Consider the following 12602-nt stretch of genomic DNA (forward strand, 5'->3'; position numbering starts at 1 on the left):
GCATTGGACGGCGTGACCCATCGTCCCGGCAGGAAGGCGGGTGGCCTGGTCGTCCTGGTCGACGGCGAGTTGACGCTGTACCTCGAGCGCGGGGGACGCAGCGCCCTGGCGTTCACCGACGACGAGGCACGGCTGCGGGCTGCGGCCCGTGACCTGGCCGACACCTCGCGGCGGCGCCGCCTCGACACCCTCACCGTCGAGCAGGTCAACGGGGAGTTCGTCTACGGCACCGCGGTGGGCAGGGCCCTGCGCGAGGCCGGTTTCGTCGAGTCGCCGCGTGGACTCACCCTGCGCCGCCTCACCGCGGGCGACACCCTGCGCGAGGCCGCCCGTGCCTGAGGGCGACACCGTCCATCGCGCGGCGGCGAAGCTGTCGGCCGCCCTCGCCGGCCGCACCGTCACGCGATTCGACATCCGCGTCCCGGGCAGCGCGACCGCCGATCTGCGCGGCGAAACCGTCCACGAGGTCGTCGCGCGAGGCAAGCACCTGCTCGAACGCATCGGCGCCTACACGCTGCACTCGCACCTCAAGATGGAGGGGCGGTGGGACGTCTACCGCCCCGGCGAGCGCTGGCGGCGCCCCGCGTTCAAGGCCCGGGCGATCGTCGGGGTGAGCGGAGCCGACACCGTCGGCTTCGATCTGGCGATGGTCGAGGTGCTCCCCACGGCCGACGAGGACCGAGTGGTCGGCCACCTCGGTCCCGATCTGCTCGGCCCCGACTGGAACGAGGCCGAAGCGGTACGACGTGTCGCCGCCGACACTCGGCCCGCGCACGTGGCGCTGCTCGACCAGCGCCACGTCGCCGGTTTCGGCAACGTGTACGCCAACGAACTCCTCTTCGTCCGCGGTATCGCCCCAACCACGCCCGCCACCGAGATCGATGCGCAAGCCACGATCGCGCTCGGTCGACGCATGATCCAGGCCAACCTTTCCCGCCCCGAACGCACGTTCACCGGAGACAGCCGCCCCGGTCGCCGCATGTGGGTCTATGGCCGCGAAGGGGCACCGTGTCGACGGTGCGGCACCCCGATCCGGGCGACGATGCTCGGGGCTTCGGCCACGAGCGAGCGCAACGTGTTCTGGTGCCCCACCTGCCAGCCGGAATGAGAGTGAATTCGGAGCCGATGTCAACCCGCCGTTCCCGGATGACCGGGCGTGCGACAACGGTGGAAGGCAAACCGGCGCAGCGGAAAATACCGTGGTCCGGCGGGAATCCGTTGGGGCCTCCGCGCCGAACAACCATGCACGGGAATGAGAGTGAACCCGCATCGGTTGTCACACAAGTCGGCCGACCCGAAGGCCGATCGGAGGGGATCGTGGGAAAGAACTACATCGACATCGAGAACGACCACGGCGAGACGCTGCGTTACCGCAAGCACGTCAACGGTCGTGGACTCGTCGCGCACGGCGCGAAGGTCCACCCGTCGGCACTGGTGGAGAACGGCGCGTACGTCGAACCCGGAGTGCAGATCGCGGCCGGTGTCCGTGTCGGTCGAGGGGCCTGGATCGAGTCGGACGCTGTGATCGGGCCCGAAGCGCACATCGAGCCGCACGCGCACATCTGCGCGGGTGCCGTCATCGGCGCCGGGGCTCACATCGGTGTCCGCACTCAGGTGGGATCCAACGCCCGTATCGCCGTGGGTTCGCTCATCGGCGACGACGAGGTCATCAACGACGGCGAAGCCGTCGCGACCGATCGCCGAGGTCTTCGTCTGGCCGCCTGAGGCTCACGCCCCGAGGCATCCATACCCGCACGTCTCTTCGGAGCGTGCGGGTCTTTCTTTGCCGTCGACCTGCGCGAATCCCGCCGCAGTGCTCGACATCGAGAAGAATCACCGTGGATTTCGCTCGACATCGAACAATCCGGATGTCTCGGATTCGCTCGATATCGAAGTTCTTCCGTGGGGGAATCTCGACGTCGAAGTACTCGGCCGGGTCACGCCAAGATCGCGAGAACGAATCCGATGAGCGGCAGAGTCCCCTGAGTGGCCGCCGGGCGCACGTACTTCCGGCCCGAGGTCGTGAGCACGAGTGCGGCACCCAGCATCGAGCCGAGCGAGAACAGCAGGAGAGTGCGCCCGGCCACGTCGCCGACGCCGTTCACGGCCCACAGCACGACGCCGATGCCGGCGCCGATCGCGAGGAACAGGTTGTAGAAGCCCTGGTTGTACGCCATCGGCTTGGTGATGTCGGCCGCTTCCTGCGAGGCGACCCCGAACCGCCGCCACACGTTCGGGTGCGACCAGCGCACGCTTTCGAGCACGAAGATGTAGACGTGCAGCAGGGCGGCGAGCCCCGCGAAGACGAGCGCCAGGATGCCGATCATGCCTTCACGTTAGCCTGGAGCCATGGCAGGCAGCAGCGGGAACCGCGGGGGCGCGCCGCGCAAGTCCCGGCGCGGGGCCGCTGCGACACCGCAACGCCGCCCCACGCCGAAGAAGGCGACGAAGCCGGCCCCGCGCGCCCGCGCCGAAGAACCGCGCACGTTCACGCTCGGAGTGGTCCCCGGTGCGACACCGGGCAAATGGATCGGTGTGTGGCGCGAACGGATGCCGCACGTCGCACTCGAGTTGCAGGCGATCACCGTCGCCGGCCAGCGCGAAGCTCTCGAGGACGTCCACGCCGGGCTCGTGCGTCTCCCCGTCGACGACCCCGACGACCTGCACGTCATCCCCCTCTACGACGAGCTCCCCGTCGTCGTGATGTCGACGGAGTCCGCCCTGACCGCCGCCGACGACGAGATCTCGGCCGCGGACCTCGCGGGCGAGGTCGTCATCGTCCCCGCCGACGACGTGCTCGCAGCGCAGATCCCGGATGCCGTCTCCCCGACGTTCGCGCCCCCGGTCGACACCGCCGAGGCGATCGCGACGGTCGCCGCCGGCGTCGGTGTGGTGATCGTCCCGATGTCGCTCGCCCGGGCGAATCAGCGCCGCGACGTGGAGTACCGGGTGCTCGCCGACGGCCCCGTCTCCACGGTTGCGCTCGCCTGGCGACGGGAGGCGACGACGGAGGACGTCGAGACCTTCATCGGCGTCGTGCGCGGTCGCACGGCACGTTCGTCCCGCTGACGCCGGACCAGACGACTCAGCGGCACACCGCTCAGCGTCCGCTCGTGCGCCGCACTTCGTCGACCGTCGCGCCGCGGACGAGACCACGGGCCCGCGCGCCGCGCAGCACCGCCTCGGCGTCGACCGTGGCACCCTCGGTCGTCGCGTGCAGGTCGACGCGCACCGGCGTGGGGAGACGCTTGCGCTCCCGGTCGCGCCGCGCCGCGGCCGCCGTCTCGGCCTCGTCGACCTCGTCACCGGCGAGCGTGCGGACGCTCAGCCCGCAGTCGAGCTCGGCGGCGGCGGCGCGGAGGAGGGCGACGACGTCGGCGAGATTCTCGACGTCGGTGACGAGCAGTGTCGAGGTGGTCATGCCCCCATTGTCTCGAAAGGTCACACGGGAAGGGGCCGCCGGGGCGACCCGCATAGAATCCCTGGGTGACCGGTCGCCTCCTCTACGTCTGCGCGCGCCCGCAGCGCGAAGCGGCGACCGCGGAGTGGGCGTCGTTCCGCGACGGACTCGGGGTCGACGACGCCGACCTGGTCCATCACGACCTCGTGCGCCATCCGCTGCCGGCCGATCTCGATCGCTACGCCGGTGTCGTGGTGGGCGGAAGCCCGTTCAACGTCACCGATGCGGACAAGACGGACGCGCAGCTCCGCCTCGAGCACGACCTCGAGGTCCTGGCATCCACCGCGCTCGAGGGCCGGACGCGCGCGATGTTCACGTGCTTCGGCATCGGTGTCGTCACGCGTCTGCTCGGCGGTGTCGTGACCCTGGAGCACCCCGAGGGCACGGGCCCCGCCGAGATCGCGCTCACCGACGAGGGCGCCCGCGACGAGCTCTTCGGCGTCCTGGATCCGACGTTCGAAGCGCTCACCGCCCACAAAGAGGGGACGGCCCAGGTTCCGCCGGGGGCGACGCTGCTGGCGCGCAACGCGGCGTGCCCGGTGCAGGCCTACCGCGCGGGGATCGCGCTGTGGGCGACCCAGTTCCACCCCGAGCCCACCGCCGACGCGTTCGTGGCCCGCATGGCCGTCTACCGCGCGGCGGGGTACTTCGACGCCGACGCCTTCGACGAGGTCGCCGCCCACGTCCGCACGGTGTCGGTGGAGCAGCCCACGCTGCTGCTGCGCACGTTCGCCGCCCACGCCCTGGCCGCCTGAGAGCCCCGCTTTCGCGGCACGTCACGCCGACCCGGGATGCTACCGGCGAAGCGCCCTGACATGTCGGGCCGTGTCAAGCCTGCCGAGGTGAATTGGCTAGCTTATCTAGTGTTCTACTCATGCACGCACGAGACCACGCAACCACGGCCGCGCGGGGGTCGGACCTCGCTCGGCAGATCGTCCTCCTGTCGGCGGTGTCCTTCATGCTCATCGCCGCCGTCATCGGCGCGGGCGCTTTCGGCAACACCGCCGTCGAGGACCAGCAGGGCGGAGCGCTCGACACGGACGGGTCGTACCTCGCCCCCGCAGGGCCCGCGTTCTCGATCTGGTCGGTCATCTACCTCGGCCTCATCGCCTACGCCGTCTGGCAGGCCCTCCCCCGCCAGCGCGCCTCGGAACGTCAGCGCAGGATGGGGTGGCCCATCGCCGTGACGATGGTCCTCAACGGCCTCTGGCTCGTCGCCGCCCGCTTCGGCACCCTGTTCCTCACGGTCGTCGTGATCGTGCTCCTGCTCATCGCGCTCGGCTGGGCGTTCCGCACCGCGGTGCTCACCCGCGATCCGCGGGGCGGTGCGGTGGACTCGGTGCTCATCGACGGCGTCACCGGGCTCCACCTCGGCTGGGTGACGCTGGCGACCGTGGCCAACACGGCGGCGTGGCTGACGACCGTCGTCCCGCCGGCGTGGGAGAACGCGGCGAGCGCGATCGGCGTGGCCGTCCTCGTCGTGGTCGCCCTGATCGGCCTCGCGATCGCGTGGCGCAGCGACTGGCGCGTCGCTCCGGCCCTCGCCCTGGCCTGGGGTCTGTCCTGGCTCGCGGTGGAGCGACTGACGGGCTCGCCGACGAGCACGCCCATCGCGATCGTGGCGATCGTCGTCGCCCTTCTCGTCCTGCTGCCGCCCGCAGCCATCTCGGGACTGCGTCTCATCCGCCCCAGCGTCGACTGAACGGGCGGCGGAATACCGCCGCGAGCACAGCACCGGAACGCACGAACGCCCCGCCGACGACCCGAGGTCGCGACGGGGCGTTCGTGCATCGATCAGAGCGGAGGTGCCGCGATCGCGCTGCCGCCGGCGGGAACGCGCAGCCGATCGCCGTCGAGCACCGCGCCCTCGACGGTGGCCAGGAGGATCCCCGCACCGGATGCCACGGGCACCGCGGCCTCGGCATCCGACAGGTTGACGATCACGACGAGCGCACCGCGACGGAGCTCGTACACGCGGCCCCCCTCGGCCTCGACAGCCCGCGCCGACAGACCGTGACGTGACGGGTCGGTGAACTCGGGGCGCGCGCGCCGGAGCTTCGCGAGCTCCCGGTACAGCGCCAGCAGTTCGGCGTGACCGTCACGGCCCGGCTCGGCCCAGTCGAGCTTCGACCGCCGGAAGGTCTCGGGATCCTGCGGGTCGGGGACGACCGACTCGTCCCAGCCCATCTTCTCGAACTCGGCCACACGGCCCTTCGCCGTCGCTTCGCCGAGCTCGGGCTCAGGGTGCGAGGTGAAGAACTGCCACGGGGTCGTGGCGCCCCACTCCTCGCCCATGAACAGCATCGGAGTCCCCGGTGCCGTGAGCGTGAGCACGGCGGCCGCGGCGAGCCGGTCGAACGACAGCGTCTGCGAGAGCCGGTCGCCCGCGGCGCGGTTGCCGATCTGGTCGTGGTCCTGCGCAAAGGTCACCAGGCGCCAGTTCGGCACCGCGTCAGGGATCGGGTGCCCGTGCTTCTCGCCGCGGAACGACGAGTAGGTGCCGTCGTGGAAGAACCCGCCCTCGGACACCTTGCGGAAGGCGTCGATGTCGGCGAAGTCCTCGTAGTACCCGATGGTCTCGCCGCTCAACGCCACGTGCGCCGTGTGGTGCCAGTCATCCGACCACTGCGCCGTGAGCCCGTACCCGCCCGCCTCGCGCGGCAGGATCAGCTTCGGATCGTTCATGTCGGACTCGGCGATCGTCGTGAGCGGGATGCCGCGGTGCGCCGACAGCGCGTCTGTACCCTCGGCGATCTCTTGCAGCACGTGCACCGGGCGATGGTCGAGCAGGGCGTGCACGGCATCCAACCGGAGCCCGTCGACGTGGTAGTCGCGCATCCACATCAGCGCGTTCTCGACGATGAAGGCGCGCACGGCATCCTCGTCGAGGTTCACCGAATCGCCCCACGTGTTGCGGCTGCCCTCGCGCAGAAACGGGCCGAACTCGGGCAGGTAGTTGCCCGACGGCCCGAGGTGGTTGTAGACGACGTCCTGCACGACCGCGAGTCCCGCGGCGTGCGCGGCATCGACGAACCGCTGGTACGCGGCGGGCCCACCGTAGGCCTCGTGCACGGTGTACCAGAGCACCCCGTCGTACCCCCAGTTCCACGTGCCGTTGAAGCCGTTGACCGGCAGCAGTTCGACGTGGGTGACCCCGAGGTCGACGAGATGGTCGAGGCGTCCGATCGCGGCATCCAGAGTGCCCTCGGGCGTGAAGGTGCCCAGGTGCAGTTCGTAGATGAGGCCGCCGGCGAGCTGTCGGCCGGTCCAGGCGGCGTCGGTCCACGCGTGGGCGTCGGAGTCGAACCACGCAGAGGCCTCGTGCACGCCGCCCGGCTGGCGACGCGACCGCGGGTCGGGGCGCAGGTCGTCGCCGTCACCGAGCACGAAGCCGTAGCGCTCGCCGTCGGCGAGCCGCACGTCGGCGGTCCACCATCCGCCGCCCGCCGCCGACATCTCGACGTCCTCGACGTCCTCGACGTCCTCGACGTCCTCGACGTCCTCGACGATGCTCTCGCCGCTCTCGTCCAACCGCCGCAGCCGCACCCGGTCGGCCTTGGGCGCCCACACCTCGATGCTCATGGCATCCTCCTCCTCTGCCTCACGCGTGAGGGGTCAACTTCTGTCGCTTACGGGGCTGCGAGGCGACAGAAAGTGACCCCTCGCGCGCCCGGGAATCAGGAGCAGGCCGGTTCGTCGACCAGCAGCGCCACGGGCAGGTCTTGCAGCAGCTCCGACAGCAGCACCGGGCCGCCGGGGTACCGGCGACCGGTCAGCACGTCGACCGCGGGCACGTCCGGGCGCAGCAGCACCGTGTCGCGCCAGCCGCCCGCCGCCCGCAGGCCGTGCGGCAGCCGTGTCGCCACCGCCGAGACACCGCCCCGGTCGAAGGCGACGACATGACCGGATGCCGCGCCCGCGGCCTCGAGCGGACGGTACAGCGAGAAGTACTCGGGGCAGTCGCGCCGCACGCGCAGCGCGCGGGAGGTGACGAGCAGCTTCGCCGCGCCCGTGGCATCCACCGCCGGCACCGACGCCCCCTCGGCGTCGATCTCGGCGAGCAGGCGCGCCCGCTCGGCGAAGTCGACGGGACGACGGTTGTCGGGGTCGACGAGCGACTGCTCCCACAGCTCCGAGCCCTGGTAGACGTCGGGGACACCGGGACCGGCGATCTGCAGCAGCTTCGCCGCGAGGCCGTTCGACCATCCGTCGGCCGCGATCTCGTCGACGAAGGCGCGCACGCGCTCCGCGGCGGGACCGGTGGCGGCGTCCACGAGGGCGTGCATGCGCTGCTCGAACGCCTCGTCCTGCTCCCACCACCCGGTGACCTCGGACGCTTCGCGCGCGGCCTTCTCGGCGTAGGCGTGCAGGCGCTCGCGGTAGTCCGCGAGGCCCGCGGGAGTGGAGGCCGACGCCGGCCACGCGCCCACGATCGCCTGCCACAGCAGTGCGTCGAACGGGCCGTGCCCGGTCGAGGCGATGCCCCGGAACTCGTCCAGCACCTCGGCCCAGCGCTCAGGGATCTCGGCGAGCACCGCGATACGCGCGCGGGTGTCCTCGCCGCGCTTGGTGTCGTGGGTCGACAGCGTCGTCATGGCCGTGGGCCACGAGGCCTGACGGCCCGCCTGCGCGGCGTGGAAGCCGTGCACGTCGAGCGCGAACTGCGCCGGGTCGCCGCCGACCTCGGTGAGCGAGCCCAGGCGCGTGAAGCGATAGAACGCGGTGTCCTCGACGCCCTTGGCCATCACCGGGCCCGTGGTCTGCTGGAAGCGCCACGCGATCTCGAGCGAGGTGTCGGTCAGCGCGGGAACGAGCGCCTCGATCACGTCGCCCAGTTCGGGGCGGCGGGTCTCGGCTTCACCGACCGCGGCATCGAGGTGGTCGCGACCGGCGGGGAGGTACGAGCGGTACACCGGGAAGCACGCGAGGATCTCGGCCAGAGCGTCCTGCAGAGCCTCGGCGCCGAACTCCGCGCGGATGCCTTCGGGGAGCCCCCGCACGATGCGCCGGATCTCGGAGACCTGGATCGTGTCGGCGATGCGGCGCTTGGTGTCGTGGATGAGGTCGTGCCAGCCGGTCAGCGGCTCGAGCCCGGTGTCGGCCCGCAGCCGCGCGTCGAGCGCGTCGAGCGCCGCCTCGCCGGCCGGGTCGGTGAGCGCGCGGTCGACCTCGGCGAGAGCGTCGTACCCGGTCGTCCCGGCGGTCTTCCACCACGACGGGAGGGCTTCACCGTGCTCGAGGATCTTCTCCACGAGCACGTACCCTGCCTCGGGGCCGCCGGCCTCGGCGAGCGCTGCGCCGAGCCGATCGAGGTAGCCGCCCGGGTCGACGAGACCGTCGGGGTGGTCCACCCGCAACCCGTCGGCCAGCCCCTCGCGCACCCAGCGCAGGATCTCGGCGTGCGTGGCCGCGAAGACCTCGGGACGCTCGACCCGCACGCCCGCGAGCGTGGTGACGGCGAAGAAGCGGCGGTAGTTCAGGTCGGCGGCCTCGTCCTGCCAGAAGCGCAGTTCGAAGTTCTGCGCCGCCAGCAGAGCGGTGATCGCGTCGCGCGAACCCGCGGCCGCGGCATCCGTCCCGGTCCCCGGCGCCACGGGGAACACGTGATCGAAGTACCGGATGAGGCCGTCGGGAGCGTCGGAGGCGGGCGTCGGGTCGTACGAGATCTCGCCGATCACGTCGACGAGGTCAGCACCGAGCACCGGCACGCGCACGCGCCCGCTCCCGAACTCCCAGTCGATGTCGAACGCCTCCGCATGCGCCGAAGCGCGCCCCTGCCGCAGGACGTCCCACCACCACGCGTTCGCGCGCGGGTCGGAGACGCCCATGTGGTTGGGCACGATGTCGATCAGGATGCCGAGACCCTCGGCGCGGGCCTTCGCCGCGAACCGCTCCAAGCCCGCGGTGCCGCCACGGGCGGGATCCACGCGCGTGACGTCGACCACGTCGTAACCGTGGTCGGAGCCCGGCGTCGCCTCCAACAGCGGCGAGAGGTACGCCCACGACACCCCGAGGTCACGGAGATAGCCCGTGACCTCGGCGGCGGCGTCGAGGGGGAAGGATTCGCGGATCTGCAGGCGGTAGGTCGAGAGCGGATGCCGCATCGAGGTCAGAGCTCCGGCTTGGGTGCCTGCCCGGGCAGGTCATCGGTGGCGGTGATGGCGATCTGCGCGGTGAGCGAGGCGGCCACGGAGTGGTCGATCTCGGGCTCCGGCATGTAGTGCTCGCCCAGCACCATGAGCGACTTCGGCTCCAGCGTGAGGGCTTCACCGGGCGCGATGGGCTCGGTGTTCGCACGCTCCCCCGCGGTGTCGACGTACGCGTCCCACTTCGGGGCGTAGGCGATGTCCGGCATGCGGAAGTCGACCGTCTCGTCGCCGGCGTTGAACAGCACGAGGAAGTGGTCGTCGCTGATCGACTCGCCGCGACGGTCGCGCTCGCGGATGCCCTGGCCGTTGAGGAAAACCCCGACCGCGCGTCCGAAGCCGGAGTCCCAGTCCTCGGGCTGCATGAGCGTGCCGTCCGGACGCAACCACACCACGTCGGGGAGCGGCGCGCCCTCCTCCATCTTCACGGGGCGGCCGTCGAAGAAGCGGCTGCGGCGGAAGGTGGGGTGCTCCTTGCGGAGCCGGGCGAGGGCCGCGGTGAACTCCACGAGCGGGTGATCGATGCTCGACCAGTCCACCCACGTGATCTCGTTGTCCTGGGCGTAGCCGTTGTTGTTCCCGCCCTGCGTGCGGCCGAGTTCGTCACCGTGCAGCAGCATGGGGACACCCTGGCTGAGGAGCAGCGTCGCGATGAAGTTGCGCTGCTGCTGGGCCCGGCGCGTGCGGATCTCGGGGTCGTCCGTCGGCCCCTCCACACCCAGGTTGTTCGAGCGGTTGTGGGATTCGCCGTCGTTGTTGTCCTCGCCGTTGGCGTCGTTGTGCTTCTCGTTGTACGACACGAGGTCGCGCAGCGTGAAGCCGTCGTGGGCGGTGACGAAGTTGATGGATGCCACGGGCCGACGCCCCGAGTGCTCGTACAGGTCGGCGGAGCCCGTGAGCCGCGAGGCGAACTCGCCCAGGGCCTGCGGCTCGCCGCGCCAGAAGTCGCGCACGGTGTCGCGGTACTTGCCGTTCCACTCCGTCCACTGCGGCGGGAAGTTGCCCACCTGGTAGCCCCCGGGACCGACGTCCCACGGCTCGGCGATGAGCTTGACCTGCGAAACTACCGGGTCCTGCTGGACGAGCTCGAAGAATGCGGCGAGGCGATCGACCTCGTAGAACTCGCGCGCGAGGGTCGAGGCGAGGTCGAACCGGAATCCGTCGACGTGCATCTCGAGGACCCAGTAGCGCAGCGAGTCCATGATCAGCTGCAGCGTGTGCGGGTTGCCGACGTTGAGGCTGTTTCCGGTGCCCGTGTAGTCGGTGTAGTACCGCTTGTCATCGTCTTCGAGGCGGTAGTACGCCTCGTTGTCGATGCCGCGCATCGAGAGCGTGGGGCCCATGTGGTTGCCCTCGGCGGTGTGGTTGTAGACCACGTCGAGGATGACCTCGATGCCCGCGGCGTGGAGGGCCTTGACCATGGCCTTGAACTCCTGCACCTGCTGACCGTGGTCACCGGTCGAGGAGTAGGTGTTCTGCGGGGCCAGGAACGCGATGGTGTTGTATCCCCAGTAGTTCGACAGCCCCTTCTCTTCGAGAGTGGAGTCGTTGACGAACTGGTGCACCGGCATGAGCTCGATCGCGGTGACGCCGAGCTTGCGCAGGTGGTCGATGACCGCGGGGTGGGCGATACCGGCGTAGGTGCCGCGCAGTTCTTCGGGAACGTCGGGATGCAGCTGGGTCAGACCCTTGACGTGGGCTTCGTAGATGAAGCTCTCGGCGTAGGGGGTCTTGGGGTGGCGGTCGCCGGCCCAATCGAAGAACGGGTTGATGACCACGCCCTTCATCATGTGCGCCGCGGAATCCTCGTCGTTGAACGAGTCGGGGTCGCCGAACTCGTAGCTGAAGACCGGCTGGCCCCACTCGATCTGCCCCTCGACCGCTTTGGCGTAGGGATCGAGCAGCAGCTTGCTCGGATTGAAGCGCTGCCCGCTCGCGGGGTCGTACGGACCGTGCACCCGGTAGCCGTACCTCTGCCCGGGCTGGATGTTCGGAAGATAGGCGTGCCACACGAACGCGTCGACGTCCACGAGCTCGAAGCACGTCTCCGTTCCGTCTTCTTCGAAGAGGCAGAGCTCGACGCGCTCGGCTCCCTCGCTGAACAGGGCGAAGTTCGTCCCGTTGCCGTCGTAGGTCGCCCCGAGGGGATAACTGGATCCTGGCCATACCTGCTGCACGTCGCTCACGATAGACCAGCCCTGTGACACGCAACTGCCGGGGCCGCATCCGTTGACACCCCCACCCCCGCGGACTATGCGAATTCGCTCAGGCTCGCTCGGGCGGATGCTGCAGCAGATCGATGCGCTCGTCGAGATAACCGGCCAACGACACGTACCCTCCCCGCGCGCTCCACCGCACCGCCGGTTCCCCGTCGCGGAGGGCGAGCGGCGCGCTCCGGTCGTCGAGCGCACCGAGATCCACGGGCTGCCAGCCGATGTGGACCGTCTCGCCCTCCGGGACGCCGCCCCGCTCGGCCGCGGCCGCCAGTTCGGCGCGGCGCCGCTGCGATTCCGCGGGGAAGCCGCGGCGCACCTCGGCCCGCGAACGGACGATGTCGCCGGTGGACAGCACCGCCTCGTCGGTGAGCAGCAGCACGCCCAGGTGCCAGGCCCGCCCGCGATCGACGATGCGGGGGGCGCGCGGGATGCCGAGGAAGCGGCGTCCCTCCTGTAGGTCGCCCAGCCGCTCGCGCGGCGCGTCGACGAGCCGGCTCCGTGCCGCGGCGAGCAGTTCCTCCACGCGGGCGATTGCGTCGGGGCCGGTCATGCGGTCGTCTCCTCGGCGGCCGCGGAGCGGGCGCGATCGAGGGAGCGTTCCGCCGCAGTAGCTGTCTCACGCGCCGTCGCCGTCTCGCGCTCGGCCTCCCGCAGCGCCACCTCGGCGGCGGCGGCGTCTCGTTCCACGCGCGCGATCTCGGCGCGCAGGCCCGCCCCCCGCTCCCGGACCCGGTCCGCGTGCTCGCGCGCCGCCGCCTCCCGCGCCCGCGCCCCCGTGAG

General features: G+C 70.9%; 13 protein-coding genes. 6 read left to right on the forward strand and 7 right to left on the reverse strand.

Annotated features, from left to right (window positions below):
- The 3 genes from LQV45_RS09105 to LQV45_RS09115 all read left to right on the forward strand — a co-directional run.
- On the forward strand, positions 1–339 hold a 339-nt coding region (locus LQV45_RS09105; RefSeq protein WP_230006729.1), incomplete at its 5' end, for a hypothetical protein.
- Positions 332–1108 (forward strand): DNA-formamidopyrimidine glycosylase family protein, encoded by a 777-nt coding sequence (locus LQV45_RS09110; protein WP_230006730.1) that lies wholly within the window; start codon positions 332–334, stop codon positions 1106–1108. The genes LQV45_RS09105 and LQV45_RS09110, both read left to right, overlap by 8 nt.
- 209 nt (positions 1109–1317) lie before the next feature.
- Entirely contained in the window at positions 1318–1725 is a 408-nt protein-coding gene (locus LQV45_RS09115) for a transferase (protein WP_138173047.1), read from the forward strand.
- A gap of 212 nt (positions 1726–1937) precedes the next feature.
- Here the strand turns inward: LQV45_RS09115 and LQV45_RS09120 are convergent, their stop codons facing one another.
- Positions 1938–2327: a DUF1304 domain-containing protein gene (locus tag LQV45_RS09120; protein ID WP_230006731.1), complete on the reverse strand. Its 390-nt coding sequence runs from the start codon at positions 2325–2327 to the stop codon at positions 1938–1940.
- A gap of 22 nt (positions 2328–2349) precedes the next feature.
- Here LQV45_RS09120 and LQV45_RS09125 point away from each other — a divergent pair, with 22 nt between their 5' ends.
- A complete protein-coding gene (locus tag LQV45_RS09125) occupies positions 2350–3069 on the forward strand; it encodes a LysR substrate-binding domain-containing protein (RefSeq protein ID WP_230006732.1) in 720 nt (239 codons plus the stop codon).
- Positions 3070–3100: 31 nt separating this feature from the next.
- On the opposite strand, the gene LQV45_RS09130 is transcribed toward LQV45_RS09125, so the two are convergent.
- Positions 3101–3421 carry a hypothetical protein gene (locus LQV45_RS09130; RefSeq protein WP_230006733.1) on the reverse strand — a complete coding sequence of 107 codons (321 nt, stop codon included), beginning with the start codon at positions 3419–3421 and terminating at the stop codon, positions 3101–3103.
- A 65-nt stretch (positions 3422–3486) separates the two neighbouring features.
- Here LQV45_RS09130 and LQV45_RS09135 point away from each other — a divergent pair, with 65 nt between their 5' ends.
- Positions 3487–4215 carry a GMP synthase gene (locus LQV45_RS09135; protein WP_230006734.1) on the forward strand — a complete coding sequence of 243 codons (729 nt, stop codon included), beginning with the start codon at positions 3487–3489 and terminating at the stop codon, positions 4213–4215.
- A 119-nt stretch (positions 4216–4334) separates the two neighbouring features.
- On the forward strand, positions 4335–5162 hold the full coding sequence (locus LQV45_RS09140) for a tryptophan-rich sensory protein (protein WP_230006735.1): 828 nt from the start codon (positions 4335–4337) through the stop codon (positions 5160–5162).
- Positions 5163–5254: 92 nt separating this feature from the next.
- Here the strand turns inward: LQV45_RS09140 and treZ are convergent, their stop codons facing one another.
- The 5 genes from treZ to LQV45_RS09165 form a co-directional block, all read right to left on the reverse strand.
- A complete protein-coding gene (gene treZ / locus LQV45_RS09145) occupies positions 5255–7042 on the reverse strand; it encodes a malto-oligosyltrehalose trehalohydrolase (RefSeq protein WP_230006736.1) in 1788 nt (595 codons plus the stop codon).
- 95 nt (positions 7043–7137) lie between these two features.
- Positions 7138–9564 (reverse strand): malto-oligosyltrehalose synthase, encoded by a 2427-nt coding sequence (treY, locus tag LQV45_RS09150; protein ID WP_230006737.1) that lies wholly within the window; start codon positions 9562–9564, stop codon positions 7138–7140.
- 5 nt (positions 9565–9569) lie between these two features.
- Positions 9570–11792 (reverse strand): glycogen debranching protein GlgX, encoded by a 2223-nt coding sequence (gene glgX / locus LQV45_RS09155; RefSeq protein ID WP_230006738.1) that lies wholly within the window; start codon positions 11790–11792, stop codon positions 9570–9572.
- A 79-nt stretch (positions 11793–11871) separates the two neighbouring features.
- The gene (locus LQV45_RS09160; protein ID WP_230006739.1) at positions 11872–12372 is read right to left on the reverse strand and encodes a glutaminase; all 501 of its coding nucleotides are present in this window, start codon (positions 12370–12372) and stop codon (positions 11872–11874) included.
- The coding region (locus LQV45_RS09165; protein ID WP_374208169.1) for a hypothetical protein at positions 12369–12602 on the reverse strand (234 nt) is incomplete at its 5' end. The genes LQV45_RS09160 and LQV45_RS09165, both read right to left, overlap by 4 nt.

The sequence above is a fragment of the Microbacterium sp. Bi128 genome (assembly GCF_918698205.1).

Coding starts and splice junctions, on each gene's coding strand:
- LQV45_RS09120 (WP_230006731.1), bottom strand. CDS start 2,327: ATGATCGGCATCCTGGCGCTCGTCTTCGCGGGGCTCGCCGCCCTGCTG.
- LQV45_RS09125 (WP_230006732.1), top strand. CDS start 2,350: ATGGCAGGCAGCAGCGGGAACCGCGGGGGCGCGCCGCGCAAGTCCCGG.
- LQV45_RS09130 (WP_230006733.1), bottom strand. CDS start 3,421: ATGACCACCTCGACACTGCTCGTCACCGACGTCGAGAATCTCGCCGAC.
- LQV45_RS09140 (WP_230006735.1), top strand. CDS start 4,335: ATGCACGCACGAGACCACGCAACCACGGCCGCGCGGGGGTCGGACCTC.
- treZ (WP_230006736.1), bottom strand. CDS start 7,042: ATGAGCATCGAGGTGTGGGCGCCCAAGGCCGACCGGGTGCGGCTGCGG.
- treY (WP_230006737.1), bottom strand. CDS start 9,564: ATGCGGCATCCGCTCTCGACCTACCGCCTGCAGATCCGCGAATCCTTC.
- LQV45_RS09160 (WP_230006739.1), bottom strand. CDS start 12,372: ATGACCGGCCCCGACGCAATCGCCCGCGTGGAGGAACTGCTCGCCGCG.